This window comes from Halomonas ventosae, from assembly GCF_004363555.1.
In the GTDB taxonomy this organism is placed as follows: Bacteria; Pseudomonadota; Gammaproteobacteria; order Pseudomonadales; family Halomonadaceae; genus Halomonas; species Halomonas ventosae.
Genome location: NZ_SNZJ01000002.1, coordinates 1 through 15,635, shown reverse-complemented (window position 1 = coordinate 15,635; position 15,635 = coordinate 1). Strand labels below are relative to the sequence as shown.

Genomic DNA, 15,635 nt, shown 5'->3' with positions numbered 1-15,635 from the left:
GCGGGGCCGGCAGCTGCCGGCCCCGTGGCGATCACTCCTCGACGCCGATGGCGTACTCGGCGCCGGCGTCCAGGATCCAGCGATAGAGGTAGTCGGCGAAGCTGCGGCGCAGCACCAGCTCCCAACGCTCCTCCGTGGGGCGGCGCAGGATCAGGTTGGCCTTGGCGAACACCGTGGTCACTCCCTTGCCCACCGGGAAGGCCTCCGGGTGGACGTCGTAGGGCGTCGACTTCATCAGGAGCTCCCGGGCCTTGTCGCCCGAGAGCTCGATCAGGGTCTGGCCACCGCTGGCGTTGACGATGGCGTAGTGGGCATCGCCCAGGGCCTCGCGCAACCGCTTCTCCAGGGCGAATTCCTCGCCGCCGGGCACGATCACCAGCCACTCGTCGGGGGAGAGCCACTGGATCGAGCGCTCGCCACTCTCGTCCAGGGTCAGGGTGTTGGGGCGGCCCGGCAGGCCGACCCCCAGTACCTGGCGCACCGCCTCGTCGAGGACGATGGCGCCGCCGCGCAGGATCAGGTGGCCCGCCAGGGCACGCTCGCGCAGCACCACGCGGCTCTTCTCGCCGACGCTCGGGCGACCGCTGTGTTGGTAGGACCAGGCCAGCGGGGACTCGGCCGGGACCTCGGCCTGGGGCCGGGCATCATAAAGGTTGTACCAGCTCGCGGTTTGCTCAGACATTCTGGCGCTCTCCCTTGGGATCAACAAAGATCGTGCCGACGATTTCCGCGGCGTGGGTCTTGCCGTCGGCCATGGGCAGGTAGACGGTCTCGCCCATGCGCGACTGGCCGCCCTTGACCACGGCCAGCGCAAAGCCGCTGCCCAGCGTCGGACTGTAGTAGCTGGAGGTCACGTGGCCCACCATGGGCATGGGGATGGCGTGGTCCGGATCGAAGACGATCTGGGCCCCCTCCTCCAGCACCACCTTGGGATCCTTGGGCCTGAGGCCCACCAGCTGCTTGCGGTCGGCTCGCCGGGTGTCGGAGCGCGACAGGGCCCGCTTGCCCACCCAGGAGTTGGGCTTGTCGTAGCCGACGGCCCACTGCATGCCGAGGTCCTCCGGGGTCACCGAGCCATCGGTGTCCTGGCCGGCGATGATGAACCCCTTCTCGGCGCGCAGGACATGCATCGTCTCCGTGCCGTAGGGCGTCAGGCCGTACTTCTCGCCGTGCGCGAACAGGGTCTTCCAGACGTGCATGGCGTAGTTGGCCTGGACGTTGATCTCGTAGGCGAGCTCGCCGGTGAAGGAGATGCGGAAGACCCGTGCCGGCACGTCCGCCACCCTGCCCTCGCGCCAGTCCATGAACTTGAAGCTGTCGCGGTCGAGGTCGATGTCGGTGATCTCGGCCAGCAGCTTGCGCGCCTCGGGCCCGGTCACCGTCATGGTCGCCCAGTGGTCAGTCACCGAGGTGAAGGTGACGTCCAGCTCCGGCCACTCGGTCTGGTGCCACAGCTCCAGCCACTCCATCACGCCGGCGGCGCCGCCGGTGGTGGTGGTCATCAGGAAGTGGTTCTCGGCCAGGCAGCTGGTAGTACCGTCATCCATCAGCATGCCGTCGTCCTTGCACATCAGCCCGTAGCGGGCGCGGCCGGGCGCCAGCTTGGCCCACTTGTTGGTGTAGATGCGCCCCAGGAACTCGCGGGCATCCGGGCCCTGGATGTCGATCTTGCCCAGCGTCGAGGCATCGAGGATGCCGACCTTCTCGCGCACCGCCAGGCACTCGCGGGCCACCGCCTCGTCCATGCTCTCCTTCTTGCCGTCGATGGTCCTCGGGAAGTACCAGGGACGCTTCCACTGGCCCACGTCCTCGAACTCGGCACCGTGCTCCACGTGCCACTGGTGCAGGGCGGTGTAGCGCTCGGGGTCGAACAGCTCGCGGCAGTGGCGGCCGACGATGGCACCGAAGGTGACCGGGGTGTAGTTGGGACGGAACACCGTGGTGCCCACCTCGGGGATCGACTTGCCCAGGCAGCGGGCGGCGATGGCCATGCCGTTGATGTTGCCGAGCTTGCCCTGGTCGGTGCCGAAACCCATGGCGGTGTAGCGCTTGACGTGCTCGATGGACTCGAAGCCCTCGCGGGTGGCCAGCTCGATGGCCGCCGCGGTGACGTCATTCTGCAGGTCGACGAACTGCTTGGGCGCGCGCAGGGTTGGCTTCTCGTGGGGCACCTGGTAGAGCGCACAGGCCGTGCCTTCGCGGCGGGCATCGACCTGGGGCAGCGTGATGGCCTCGGCGGACAGGCCGAGTGCGGCGAGTGCCCGGGCGGCCGCGGCGCTGCCATCGGCCAGCCCCTCGGCGAGGTCGTGGAGGCCACGGGCGCTGCCGGCGGCATGCACGCCCTTCACCAGGCTCGGCACGAAGCCGAGGATCTCGTCGTTCCAGGTCGGCCGGGCGCCGGTGTGGGAGGCCAGGTGGATCACCGGGCTGTAGCCGCCGGAGCTGGCGATGGTGTCGCAGGCCAGGGTCTCGGCCTGGCCGGTGACCGTGAAGGCCTCGGCATCGATGGTGGCGACGCGGGCGGCGCTGACGCGCTTGTCCCCCTTGGCCTCGATCACCGCCGAGCCCTCGATGATGCGGATGCCGCGGGCGCGAGCCTGCTCCACCAGCTCACCGTCCGGGTGGCGGCGGGCGTCGACGATGGCCACCACCTCGCGGCCGGCCTCATCCCAGTCCAGGGCGGCACGGTAGGCGTGGTCGTTGCTGACGGAGAGCACCAGCTTCTCGCCCGGCACCACGCCATAGCGGCGGATATAGGTCGAGACGGCGCCGGCCACCAGGTTGCCCGGCACGTCGTTGCCTGCGTAGACCAGCGGCCGCTCATGGGCGCCGGTGGCGAGCAGCACCTGGCCGGCGCGCACGCGGTGCATGCGCGAGCGGGTCGGACGATAGCCATCGACCGTGGGCGCGGTCTCGCCGAGGTGCTCGGTACACCGCTCGTGCAGGGTCACGAAGTGGTGGTCGTGGTAGCCGTTGGCGGTGGTGCGGGGCAGCAGGGTGACGTTGTCGAGCCCGGCGAGTTCGGTGACCACCTGCTCGGCCCAGCGAGCGGCGGGCTGGTGGTCGAGCAACTCACGGCTGTCGAGCAGCGAGCCGCCCATCTCCTCCTGCTCGTCGCAGAGGATCACCCGGCCCCCGCCGCGCGCCGCGGTGAGCGCCGCGGCCAGGCCCGCGGGGCCGGCGCCGACCACCAGCAGGTCGCAGTGCTGGTTGAGGTGGTCGTAGCTGTCGGGGTCACGCTCCATGGGGCTGCGGCCCAGGCCCGCGCCCTTGCGGATATATTTCTCGTAGGTCATCCACATGGAGGCCGGGGCCATGAAGGTCTTGTAGTAGAAGCCCGGCGGCATGAAGCGCCCGCCCAGCTTGCCCACCAGGCTCATGACATCGCGCTGGACGTTGGGCCAGCCGTTGGTGCTCTGTGCCGTGAGGCCATCGAAGAGCGCCTGCTGGGTGGCGCGCACGTTGGGCACCTGGGCCGCCTCGGTGCTGCCCAGCTGGACCAGCGCATTGGGCTCCTCGGCGCCGGCGGCGACGATGCCCCGCGGCCGCGAGTACTTGAAGCTGCGGTTGACGATGTCCACCCCGTTGGCCAGCAGTGCCGAGGCCAGGGTGTCGCCGGCATGGCCCTGGTAGCGCTTGCCGTTGAAGGTGAAGCTCAGGGTACGCGCGCGGTCGATGCGTCCGCCCTCGCGAAGACGATTCGGCTGTTTCAGCGACTGGCTCATGCCTTGACTCCTTCCTGGCGCTCGACCTCTTCCGCCCGGGCGGCTGCCGCTTCGGCGGGCTTGCCCTCGGGATACTCGGCGGTGAAGCGCGGCTGCTCACCCATCCGGTAGGTCTCGAGGATCTCGTAGCTCACGGTGTTGCGGGTGATGTTGAAGAACTTGCGGCAGCCCACGGCGTGCACCCACAGCTCGTGGTGGATGCCGCGCGGGTTGTCGCGGAAGAAGAGGTAGTCGCCCCACTGCTCGTCGGAGCAGGCCTCGGGGTCCGCGGGGCGGGCGATATGCGCCTGGCCCTTGGGATGGAACTCCTCTTCCTCGCGGTGCTCCTCGCAGTAGGGGCAGTAGATAAGAAACATGGGAGTGCCTCCTTAGTGGGCGACGCCGGCCGCGCCGTGCTCGTCGACCAGAGCCCCGGTGTGGAAACGGTCGATGGAGAACGGGGCCGCGATCGGGTGGGCCTGGTTCTTGGCCAGGGTCCAGGCGAACACATGGCCCGAGCCCGGGGTGGCCTTGAAGCCGCCGGTGCCCCAGCCGCAGTTGAAGAAGAGCCCCTTCACCGGCGTGGCGGAGAGGATCGGGCAGGCGTCCGGGCAGGTGTCGACGATGCCGCCCCACTGCCGGTTCATGCGCACCCGCGAGAAGATCGGGAACATCTCGACGATGGCCTGCAGGGTGTGCTCCACGGTGGGGTAGCTGCCGCGCTGGCCGTAGCCGTTGTAGCCGTCGATGCCGGCGCCGATCACCAGGTCGCCCTTGTCGGTCTGGCTGATGTAGCCGTGCACGTGGTTGGACATCACCACGGTATCGAGCACCGGCTTGAGCGGCTCGGAGACAAGCGCCTGCAGCGGGTGGGACTCCAGCGGCAGCCGGAAGCCGGCCATCTTGGCCAGCACCCCGGAGTTGCCGGCCGCCACGCAGCCCACCGTCCTGGCCTCGATGTCGCCGCGGTTGGTGTGTACCCCATAGACCCGGCCGTCGCGGATCTTGAAGCCGGTGACCTCGGTGTTCTGCAGGATGTCCACGCCCAGGGCATCGGCGGCCCGGGCGAACCCCCAGGCCACGGCGTCGTGGCGCGCCACGCCGGCCCGCGGCTGCCAGGAGGCGCCGAGGATCGGATAGCGGGCGTTCTTCGAGCAGTCCATGATCGGCACGATCTCCTGGATCTCCTCGGGGGTGAGCACCACGCTGTCGATGCCGTTCAGGCGGTTGGCGTTGACCCGGCGCTGGACGTCGCGCATGTCCTGCAGGGTGTGGGCCAGGTTCATCACGCCACGCTGGGAGAACATGACGTTGTAGTTGAGGTCCTGGGAGAGCCCCTCCCACAGCTTCATGGAGTGCTCGTAGAGCGCCGCCGCCTCGTCCCACAGATAGTTGGATCGCACGATCGTCGTATTACGGGCGGTATTGCCGCCGCCCAGCCAGCCCTTCTCCACCACGGCCACATTGGTGATGCCGTGCTCCTTGGCCAGGTAGTAGGCGGTGGCCAGGCCATGGCCGCCGCCGCCGACGATGATCACGTCGTATTGCTTCTTGGGCGTGGGGTTGCGCCACTGGCGCTCCCAGTTCTCGTGGTGGTTGAGCGCGTGCTTGGCCAGCCCGAAGCCTGAATAGCGTTGCATCTTCTTCCTCCTCGGCCGGCCCCGCGCGGCGGGGCCGATCCTTTACGGGTTCAGGCGGTAGCGGCTTCGCGTACCGCGGCCGGAGTGGACTCGCCGTAGACCGGGTGGCGCTCGCACAGCGCGGCGACCTTCTCGCGCACCTCGTCCTCGACCGCCCCCGTGCTGCGGCGCTCGGCCAGCACATCGAGGATGTCGCAGATCCAGCCCGCCAGCTCGCCGCACTCTTGCTCGTCGAACCCGCGGGAGGTCACCGCCGGGGTGCCGATGCGCAGCCCTGAGGTGACGAAGGGGCTCTGGGGGTCATTGGGCACGGCGTTCTTGTTGACGGTGATATGGGCGCGGCCCAGCGCCGCGTCGGCGTCCTTGCCGGTGACGCCCTGCTTGATCAGCGAGACCAGGAAGAGGTGGTCGTCGGTGCCGCCGGAGACGACGTCATAGCCGCGCTCCAGGAAGACCCCGGCCATGGCGCGAGCGTTGTCGACCACGCGCCGCTGGTACTGCACGAACTCCTGGCTCATGGCCTCCTTGAAGGCCACCGCCTTGGCGGCGATGACGTGCATCAGCGGGCCGCCCTGCTGGCCCGGGAAGACCGCGCCGTTGAGCTTCTTGTAGAGATCGGCATCGCCGGTGGCGGAGAGGATCAGGCCGCCCCGCGGGCCACGCAGGGTCTTGTGGGTGGTGGTGGTCACCACGTGGGCGTGGGGAATCGGGCTCGGGTAGTGGCCGGCGGCCACCAGGCCGGCCACGTGGGCCATGTCGACCATCAGCCAGGCGCCCACCTCGTCGGCGATGGCGCGGAAACGGCGCCAATCCACTACCCGGGCATAGGCCGAGAAGCCGGCGATGATCATCTTCGGCTTGTGGCTGCGCGCCAGGCGCTCGACCTCCTCGTAGTCGATCTCGCCGGTCTCCGGGTTCAGGCCATACTGCACGGCGTGGTAGTGCTTGCCGGAGAAGTTGGGCGCCGCGCCGTGGGTCAGGTGGCCGCCGTGGGCCAGGCTCATGCCCAGCACGGTGTCGCCGGGCTTGACCAGGGCCATGAAGGCCGCAGCATTGGCCTGGGCGCCGGAGTGCGGCTGGACGTTGGCGTAGTCGGCACCGAACAGATCGCAGGCGCGATCGATGGCCAGCTGCTCGACCACGTCGACGTGCTCGCAGCCGCCGTAGTAGCGCTTGCCCGGATAGCCCTCGGCGTACTTGTTGGTCAGTTGGGTGCCCTGGGCCTCCATCACGGCCCTGCTGGCGTAGTTCTCCGAGGCGATCAGCTCGACGTGGGCCTCCTGGCGGGCCACCTCGTCGGCGATGGCGGCGGCGATCTGGGAATCGAAGGCGGCGAGACCTGTCTGGTTCATGACTCACTCCTGTTGTTATCGGTGGCGGGCAGGGTGTTACTCGAATCTATCGGCAAGCTGCCGGCGGAGAAAATTTGAAATCCTTATGCGTGGATAACCGCCACGCAGCGCGTCCGGCGTACGCATCGATTAAAGACGACGGCGAGGGGAAGGGATTGAACAGATGCGACAGGATTCCTGAACGCCAGGCACACGACTTGTCGCTCGGCGAGCGGGAAGCGCCGGGCTGCGAGATGCTGGCGGAAAGCGCGAGGACACGCGAGCCCTGGGCGGTAGCCGAGTTCTCAGGGAGAAGGCCGGCCCTCGACATGCAGGAAGAAGGGGTCGACCCGGTCGCTGCCGGGCTCGCCGGCACGCTTGCGCATCTCCGACGGGGTCATGTCGAAGGCGCTGCGGAAGTGGCGCGAGAAGTGGGCCGTGTCGGCGAAACCGCAGCGCTCGCCGATCTCGGTGATGCTCTTGCCCGTGTAGTGCAGCAGCCAGAGGCCATAGCGCAGGCGCAGGTCACGGGCGAACTTCTGCGGCCCGACGCCCAGGATTTCGCGGAAGCGGCGCTCCAGATGCCGTCGGGAGGTGCCCACCCGCTCGGCCAGCGCCTCCATGGAGATGGCCTCGCCCAGGTGCTGCTCGAGCACGGCGATGGCACGACGCACCAGGCGATCCTCGATCTTGCCGAACACCACCGGCTGCGGCTGGGGATGCGTGCCGAGGCGGGCCTCGTCGAGCAGCATGATGTTCAGGCTCTTCATGGCCCACGCCTTGCCCAGGTGGCGCTCGACCAGATAGGCGGCCAGGTCCGCCGCCGCCGCGCCACCGGCACAGGTGAGCCGGTCCCCGTCGTCGATGAACAGGCGATCGGCCACCGGCTCGATGGCGGGAAAACGCTGCATCATGTCACGGTGGTGGTACCAGCTGACGCAGCAGCGCCGCCCCTTCATCAATCCTGCCTGGATCAGGGCAAAAACGCCGGTGCACAGACCTACCAGCGGCACGCCCGCCTCGGCCGCCTGGCGCAGGTAGGCCAGGGCACTGGAATCCTGCCGCTCCTTCTGCGCCTGCACGCCACCGATCACCACGATGTAGTCGAACTCGCCGGGGTCACGGAACGACAGGCAGGGCGAGATGGCGGCACCGCAGCTGGAGAGGGCCTCCTGCCCGGTACTGGTCATGAAGGTCCAGTGGCAGCGCAGCTGGCGGCTGCGATCCCCCTCGTCGGCGGCCAGGCGCAGGCAGTCGACGAAGGCGGCGAAGGGCAGCAGGGTGAAGCGGTGCAGCAGGACGAAGCCGACCGATAGTGGCTCTCCCTGGCGAAGGAGGCCCGTGGTGGCGCCTGGCGTCATGGCAAGACAATCTCCGGTCACGGAATCAACCCAGGGGGTCAGCGTATCCCGCCCTCCGCGCCAGCACCACCTGCAGCAGAATCGGTCATACCCGCCTTCCCGCTGATCTCGCATCCGCGAACCAGGGTGGCCACGCCCGTGATACTGCGGACGTGGCAAGAGCCGTCGTCAGATGGCCATCTCTCGAGGGCACTGCCGTCGGGTCACCAACGACACCCCTACATAACAGGCCGCCGAGACGACACAGCCAGTCAGGGGGCCGATCAGCCAGCCCACATCGGCGAACAGCATCATGTAGCCGCTGGTGCAGAAGCCCACCAGCATCGCGGTGAGTGCGCCCCAGGCGCTGCCCTGCCAGAAGGTGGAGATGAAGACCGGACCGATCATGCTGGCCAGCAGGGTGCCGGAGCCCAGGATGCCCAGCCAGGAGAGCATGAAGGGCGGGGCGTAGAGCATCATCAGCAGGGCCACCACGCCCAGCACCACCACGGCCGCCCTATTGATCATCAGTGCCACCCGCTCGCCGGAAACCGGGCCGAACAGCGAAAGCCGCAGGTCGTGGGAGGTCGCCGAGGCCACAGTATGCAGCAGCGAGTTGGCGGTGGACTTCATGGCGAAGATGATGAACAGGGTGATGATGCCCTGGATGGCCGGATGCATGAACTGCTCCAGGTAGACCGGCATCGCCATGTCGGGGTCGGCCAGGTCCGGCACCTGCATTCGCACGTAGAGGCCGACGATGGGAATCAGGCTCAGCAGTGCTCCCAGTATGGCCACATAGACACCCACCTTGTGCAGCTTGACGTCGGGCTTCATGGCCAGGAAGCGGATCGCCATGTAGGGCAGTACCGCGGCGAACAGGAAGGCGTAGGGCAGGACCAGGAAGACGGTAGCGATGGAGTCACCGTAGTGCGCCCCGGTGGTGGGGTTGAGCAGTTCCGGGTCGATGGCGTTGAGGGAGGACTCCCAGGTCCCGAGATCCACCGAGGTGAGAATCTGCGCCAGGATGATCACGGCCGCCAGGGCCATGCCGCAGACCATCACCGTATCGGTCCAGGCCACCGCCGCCAGGCCGCCCAGCATGGTGTAGATGATGATCACCGACACCATCAGGAAGGCGCTCTGGTTGAGCTCGATACCCAGCCAGCTCGCGCCGAGCAGGCCCACCGCCTTGATCTGGCTGGTCAGGAAGACCAGCAGCAGCAGGATGGTGATGATCCCGGCCACGCCCTGCAGCACACGGCCCATGACGCCACCGCCATGGCTTTGCGCGATATACTCGGGGATGGTGTTGCTGCCCATCTCGATCGCCCGGCGCTGCAGGAAGCGTGCGAAGTAGAGCACCGCGATCATCATCGCCGGGGCGAAGAAGAAGTTGCCCAGCACCTCGATGGCGCCGTACTGGTAGGTCACGCCTGGCGAGCCCATGAAGCCCCAGCCGCTGAAGCCCGTGGCGACGATGGTACCCGCCGCCACGAATGCCCCCAGCGACCGCCCGGCCACAAGAAATCCCCCTTCGTCGTTCTTGTTCATGTATTTTGAGGAGAGGAAGCCGAGATAGATCAGCAGGCCGAAGGTCAGGATCAGAAGCCCCCAGTTGAACATCCGATAGGCATCCATGATCATTTCCTCGCCTGGTGAGTCATTGCCTTTCTCTTCAGCTCTCTTCGGAGATAGGCAGCACCAGAGTGAATTAGCATATAGCAGGTCAATATTAGAAAGGTGGTCAATACCCAGGAATCCATCCGCATATCCTCTTGTTGTTGATTTGTCGTTATTGAAGTGAATCGCTGCTTCTTCTGAGCAGCATTTCCAAGGTATTTTCCGATCCGCAAGGGCGCCAATTTGTATGCCTTATGCCCTGATCAGACAATGAAATGGCCCCACGATGACCAATATCCCCACCGACCTGCTGAGGACCTTCGTCACGATCAAGGACCTGGGTGGCTTCACCAGCGCTGGCGAGCTGCTGGGCCGGTCGCAGCCCGCCATCAGCCTTCAGGTAAAGAAGCTGGAGGAACTTCTTGATACAAAGATATTCCTCAGGGGATCGAGCCTGGAACTCACCGAGGATGGGGAGTACCTGTACGAAGCGGCACGACGAATGCTGGAGATCAATGACCAGATCATTGCCAAGGTAAGAGGCGACAATATTTCGGGGAAGGTACGCCTTGGCATCCCCAACGACTTCGAACTGGCGTTCCTGCCCAGGGCACTGCGAAAGCTGTCGAAGGTCTACCCCAATATCATCGTCGAGGTGGACTGCGAAATCAGCAAGGTGATACTCCAGCGCTACCAGAAGGGACATTACGACATCGCCCTGGCCATGGAACGTGCCAAGGAGAACGAGGACAGGGATTCAAGGGACTACCGGCTGGAAGGCCTCGAATGGGTCTACAAGGAAGGCCACCTGGCGAGCTGCGACGATGAGCCGATCCCCCTGATCGCCTATCCGCAGGGGTGCGTCTATCGTTCGATCATGGAGGAGGCACTGCAGGCCCAGCAGCACCCCTATCGCTTCATGTACACCAGTACCAGCCTGCTCGGCATCTTCTCCGCCGTGGAGGAAGGACTCGGCATCACCGCCATGGCCAGCTCCGTCATACCGGACCATCTCAGGCATGCCGAAAGCACGGCCACCCTTCCCGCCCTGGAACGCGTCTGCATCGGTCTCTACTACAAGGAGCCCGAGCTCAACGTGGCCTCGCGCCACGTGCTGGACTTCCTGAGATCCGGGATCGCCAACCTGTGAGCGGCTGCCCGTCTCGACGCCCCGGGCGGCATCGACACGTGCAACGCAGGAAGGCCTGCCGATCGGGGTGATGACCGGCAGGCCAGGGGCCTTCAGGGCGCACGCGCCGTCACGTCATTCTCGAGCGTGCCCCTGACGGGTGACGGGTCAGGGCCGTCAGGTGCCTGAAACGCTGGGCCTCAGGTTGTCACCGGAGTTCGCCTGGACCTCGCCCTCGCTGTCGACCTCGAGCTTCACGTTGGGGTCGGGGTCATTGACCACCTTCTCGAGCTCCCTGACCGCCCGGTCCCGATTGAGGAGGCGGCGAATGGTGTTCACGATCATCAGCAGGATCACGATGGAGAAGGGGAAGGCGCCGATGATGGTCCCGGTCTGGACCGTATCGACCACCCCACTCCCCCCGAGGGTGAGCAGCACCGTGGCCACGGCACCGATGCTGAGCACCAGTACCACGCGGAACCAGGCACCCGCCCGCTTGGGCGCGGAGACGAAGTCCGCCAGGGCGTAGGTGCCGGCATCCAGGGAGGTCACGTAGTAGGTGGCCACCAGCACCGTCGCCACCACCAGCAGCAGGCTGCCCACCACCGGGATGGACTCCAGCATCGCGAAGAGGCCGCTGGCCACATCCGCATTCACCGCATCGGTGATACCGCGCCCGCTCTTGTCGTCGTAGTAGATGGCCGCGGAGCCCAGCACGCCGATCCACAGCATGACGATCAGGGAAGGAATGATGGTGACGCCGATGACGAACTCGCGCAGCGTGCGCCCCCGGGAGATGCGGGCGATGAAGCCGGCCACGAAGGGCGAGAAGGCGATCACCCAGCACCAGATGAACACCGTCCACCAGCCGTTCCAGCTCTGCTGCCAGGAGGTCAGCGGCTCGGCGGTGCTCGGCGCATCCGTCCAGAAGCTCATCGGCACGAAGTTGGCGAAGTAGGAGCCGAAGGTCTGGGTGATGTTGGAGATGATGAACAGCGTGGGCCCGAAGATGAAGGCGGCCACCACCAGCACGACGCTCAGTATGGAGTTCGTCTCGCTGATCAGGCGCATCCCCTTGCTGATGCCGAAGAACGCCGAGATCGCCGCGGCGGTACCGAGGCCAACGATGACAAACAGCCAGATGGTGGGTCCCGAGGTGACGCCGGTGAAGGACGTCAGGCCCGCAGTGAACTGCATGGCGGCAAAGGCGAAGGAGGTGGAGAGGCCCAGGATGGTGGCCATGATCGCCAGCAGTTCCACCACCACGCCGGCACCGCCGCGAGCCCAGCGCGGCAGCAGGTCCACCGTCGCCTCGCGGAAGGTCAGGGTCTTGCCCAGGTTATGGTGCGAATAGGCGAGGCACACCGCGACGACACAGTACATGGCCCAGGCGGTGAAGCCCCAGTGGAAATAGGCCCAGACGATGCCCCCGCCCGCCACGTTGCCTTCCATCGCCTCGAAGACCGGGCTCGCATCGCGCAGCATGATCGGCTCGGCCACCGACCAGAAGATCAGGCCGATGCCCTGGCCGCAGGCGAAGAGCATCGAGTACCAGGCGAAGTTGCTGTATTCGGGTTTCGCCTTGGGGCCACCCAGCCTGACCCGGTTACCCAGCTTGCTGAACGCCAGCCAGCCGCAGACCGCCACGGCGAACAGCGAATAGAGGATGAACAGCCAGGTGAAGCCTCCCGTGACGTAGGTTCTCAGGTCGAAGATGACCGAGGCGACGCCATCGGGGTTGCGCAGCACCATCGCGATCAGCGCAATGATGGCGATGGGCGGGGCAAACTGGATGACCAACCGGCCGATGGGCGGCAGGTCTCGCCCGGTGAATCGTGGGACCGTTACCGGTTCTTTGTTAGGCATCTTGATACCTCACTCTTGTTGTACTTGGCATCGTCCCTGACATCTCGGGCCCCGAGATCTCCTCGAGACATGTGGCCAGTGACTCAGTTCAAGTGCGATACGATTCCCGATATGCACTCTTCCAGAATCATCTCCCCCTTTTCGGCTGTTGCCTTGATGGGAGACGAGAGGGTGCCGGACGGCGCTACCCAGCTCGGGTCGGGAGGAAAGACATCGTAGGGAGGGAAACTCGCCGGCTCCACGTCGACGGCCTTGGACATGTCGACGAGTTCGGGATGAATCTTCAGCATGATCGAGGTTTCCAGTACCCCACCATGCTCGACGGCCCAGCCGGTGAAGCCGTCCGGGAATACCTTGGCAATCGTCTCGTCGCTGATGAAGTCCCAGTAGGAAAGCAGGTAGATCCTGATCGAGATCCCCTCCGACCGGCACTTGTTGACCAGCCTGTCGGCGGCCTCGCAAAGGTGCATGGAGTTCTCGAAGTGCCCGTTGATCAGGATGAATTCGCGATTTCCGTGATTGACATAGGCCTGCAGCACATCGAGGACGTAGTTTTCCAGCGAGGCACCCGACACGCAGGTCGTTCCCGGGAAGAAGTTGCCGCCGCCCGACTTTATCTGTGACTTGTACCCGTAGCTGATGGGTGGCGCGACCAGCATGTTGTTGCCGCGCGCCGCCACCTGTTCGCCGATATGACTTGGAATAAGTACATCCGGATTTAGCGACATATGCGGGCCATGCTGCTCGATGGCACCGACCGGAAGGATGATCTTGCAGCTGCCCTGTTCCGTAAGCTCCTTGTAGGTCATCCAGTCCAGGTTCTCTATCTTGACATTGCTCATTTCGGCTTCCCCAAGCACCAAAAGGGGAGCCTGGCTCCCCTTTTTATTCGATCGATTACTTGATGATATTGTGCTCCGGCCCGTACGGGAAGCCGGTGATGTTCTCGGCCCCATGCTCGTTGACCACCAGGATATCGTGCTCGCGGTAGCCACCGGCGCCGGGACGGCCTTCCGGCACCATGATCATCGGTTCCATGGAGACGACCATGTTGGGTTCGAGCACGGTCTCGATGTCCTCGCGCAGCTCGAGCCCGGCCTCGCGGCCATAGTAGTGGCTCAGGGTGCCGAAGGAGTGGCCGTAGCCAAAGGTGCGGTACTGGAGCAGGTCATGCCTGGCGAAGATCTCGTTGAGCTCGTGGGCGATGTCGCAGCAGCGTACCCCGGGCTTGATCAGCTCCTGGCCCCGGCGGTGGACCTCGCAGTTGGCCTCCCAGAGGCGCAGGTGCTCGTCCGAGGCGTGCTCGCAGAACAGGGTGCGTTCCAGGGCGGTGTAGTAGCCGGAGATCATCGGGAAGGTGTTGAGGCTGAGGATATCGCCGGGCTGCACGCGGCGGCTGGTCACCGGGTTGTGGGCGCCGTCGGTGTTGATGCCCGACTGGAACCACACCCAGGTGTCCATCAGCTCGCTGTTGGGGTAGGTCTTGGCAATCTCGCGCACCATGGCGGCCTGACCGGCCAGCGACACCTCGTACTCCGGCACCCCGGCCGCAATGGCGTCGCGCACGGCCACGCCGCCCACGTCGGCGATGCGGGCCCCCTGGCGAATCAGCGCGATCTCCTCGGCGGACTTGATCATGCGCATCTTCATGGTCGGCACGCCAATATCGACCAGTTCCACGTCGCCCAGGGCAGCCAGCAGCTTCTGCTGGTTCTGCAGGGTCAGGTGGTCGAACTCGACGCCGACGCGACGGCGGCCCTCGCAGAGTTGCTTGACGGCCTTGAAGAAGTTGTCCTTCTGCCAGTCGGTATAGACGATGTTGTCGCCCAGGCGATTGCGGCGGTAGGGCTGCCCCCCGTCGATGTTCGCGGTCACGGTGGTGAAGCGATCCTGGGTGACGACCAGGCCATAGTCACGGCCGAACTTGCAGTAGACGAAGTCGCTGAAGTAATTGATGTTGTGGTAGGAGGTCAGCACCACCGCATCGATATCCTGCTGCGCCATGTAGTCACGCAGGCGCGCCAGCCGGCCCTGCATTTCGCTGTCCGAGAAGGTCGGTACCACCTTTTCACCATTGGGGATCTCGATCAGTGACGGCAGTTGCATCTTGTTGTCTCCTCACTTCATTCAAGGGAATCGCTGTTCCAGCCTGGGCAGAAGCCACCTTGGTCCGCGCCGGTGCATCGCCCTTATCGGTCCGGTGAACCGCGCTCTTTTCTGCTGGTGTGAATGAATATGGCCAGCGGCATTTCCCGGCACCAATGACTAGTGCAAATGCGCCCATTGGTGCCAAAAATGTCCCATTTATTCATGGGCTTGCGCATGATTTACGCGAGACCTTATCGCGACGAGCCAGCGCGCCCTCGCTCTCGCAGGCAGCCTCTGGCCAGTTGTTCGCCTGGGGGTCGTGTGGCGAAGCCATGACGCTGCCTCGAGCGCACCGGCTGCGGCCCATGAGCTGGGCGAGTGCCAAACGAAAAAGCTGTCGAACCGCTGGCGCCATGAACTGTGAATGCCAGCGGAGCGACGGATAGTGAGGGGAAGAGGGAGAAGGGAAGGGAGAGAAAGCAGGCCGCCAGGCGAGGGGCCTCAGGCCCCGGCGACGACCCGCCGCTGGCGCCGTGCGCGCCGCACCATGCGGTAGCGCGAGCGAATCTCGTCGCGCTCCATGTAGCAGCCCTGCAGCCAGCGGTGGCCGCTTGCGCCCTCGAAGGCATCGCGGGCATGCAGCAGGCGGCGGTTATCGAAGATCACCAGGTCGCCGGGGCGATAGGTGAAGCGGATGGCGAACTCGGGCTCATGCAGCATGCGCTGCAATGTCATCAGCGCCTCATAGGCCGGCTCCACCTCCTCGAACGGGGCCTGCAGGGGACCGCGCAGGAAGTCGGCGATGCGCACCTCGAGCAGCTCGCCGCGCTCGTCGAGGCGGATCATCGGCGCATACCAGACGTAGTCGGTGGTCCTGGCGGTGTTGGCGTAGCACCAGCGCACCCGAGTCAGGG

12 protein-coding genes are annotated in these 15,635 nt (G+C 65.7%); 1 reads left to right on the top strand and 11 read right to left on the bottom strand.

Features of this window, described 5'->3' with window-relative positions:
* Positions 1–31: 31 nt before the first annotated feature.
* From DFP85_RS01600 to DFP85_RS01570, 7 genes are all read right to left on the bottom strand, one after another.
* Positions 32–682 carry a sarcosine oxidase subunit gamma gene (locus DFP85_RS01600; protein WP_133634305.1) on the bottom strand — a complete coding sequence of 217 codons (651 nt, stop codon included), beginning with the start codon at positions 680–682 and terminating at the stop codon, positions 32–34.
* On the bottom strand, positions 675–3,725 hold the full coding sequence (locus tag DFP85_RS01595; RefSeq protein ID WP_133634303.1) for a sarcosine oxidase subunit alpha family protein: 3,051 nt from the start codon (positions 3,723–3,725) through the stop codon (positions 675–677). Before DFP85_RS01595 ends, DFP85_RS01600 begins: the two co-directional genes overlap by 8 nt.
* Positions 3,722–4,081: a sarcosine oxidase subunit delta gene (locus DFP85_RS01590; RefSeq protein ID WP_133634301.1), complete on the bottom strand. Its 360-nt coding sequence runs from the start codon at positions 4,079–4,081 to the stop codon at positions 3,722–3,724. The genes DFP85_RS01595 and DFP85_RS01590 overlap by 4 nt, the downstream gene beginning before the upstream one ends.
* A 12-nt stretch (positions 4,082–4,093) precedes the next feature.
* Complete coding sequence (locus tag DFP85_RS01585; RefSeq protein WP_133634299.1) at positions 4,094–5,344, bottom strand: sarcosine oxidase subunit beta family protein; 1,251 nt, start codon at positions 5,342–5,344, stop codon at positions 4,094–4,096.
* 50 nt (positions 5,345–5,394) lie between these two features.
* Complete coding sequence (gene glyA, locus DFP85_RS01580; RefSeq protein WP_133634297.1) at positions 5,395–6,696, bottom strand: serine hydroxymethyltransferase; 1,302 nt, start codon at positions 6,694–6,696, stop codon at positions 5,395–5,397.
* Between the two features lie 284 nt (positions 6,697–6,980).
* A complete protein-coding gene (locus DFP85_RS01575; protein ID WP_133634295.1) occupies positions 6,981–8,036 on the bottom strand; it encodes a GlxA family transcriptional regulator in 1,056 nt (351 codons plus the stop codon).
* 168 nt (positions 8,037–8,204) lie between these two features.
* Complete coding sequence (locus DFP85_RS01570; protein ID WP_133634293.1) at positions 8,205–9,656, bottom strand: sodium:solute symporter family protein; 1,452 nt, start codon at positions 9,654–9,656, stop codon at positions 8,205–8,207.
* A gap of 268 nt (positions 9,657–9,924) precedes the next feature.
* On the opposite strand from DFP85_RS01570, the gene DFP85_RS01565 reads away from it, so the two are divergent.
* Positions 9,925–10,788: a LysR family transcriptional regulator gene (locus DFP85_RS01565; RefSeq protein ID WP_133634291.1), complete on the top strand. Its 864-nt coding sequence runs from the start codon at positions 9,925–9,927 to the stop codon at positions 10,786–10,788.
* A 156-nt stretch (positions 10,789–10,944) separates the two neighbouring features.
* Here the strand turns inward: DFP85_RS01565 and DFP85_RS01560 are convergent, their stop codons facing one another.
* From DFP85_RS01560 to DFP85_RS01545, 4 genes are all read right to left on the bottom strand, one after another.
* Positions 10,945–12,633, bottom strand: a complete 1,689-nt coding sequence (locus tag DFP85_RS01560) for a BCCT family transporter (RefSeq protein WP_133634289.1) — start codon at positions 12,631–12,633, stop codon at positions 10,945–10,947.
* Between the two features lie 83 nt (positions 12,634–12,716).
* On the bottom strand, positions 12,717–13,475 hold the full coding sequence (locus tag DFP85_RS01555) for a creatininase (protein WP_243737175.1): 759 nt from the start codon (positions 13,473–13,475) through the stop codon (positions 12,717–12,719).
* 55 nt (positions 13,476–13,530) lie between these two features.
* The gene (locus DFP85_RS01550) at positions 13,531–14,739 is read right to left on the bottom strand and encodes a M24 family metallopeptidase (RefSeq protein ID WP_133634287.1); all 1,209 of its coding nucleotides are present in this window, start codon (positions 14,737–14,739) and stop codon (positions 13,531–13,533) included.
* A gap of 483 nt (positions 14,740–15,222) precedes the next feature.
* The coding region (locus DFP85_RS01545) for a TauD/TfdA family dioxygenase (RefSeq protein WP_208108427.1) at positions 15,223–15,635 on the bottom strand (413 nt) is incomplete at its 5' end.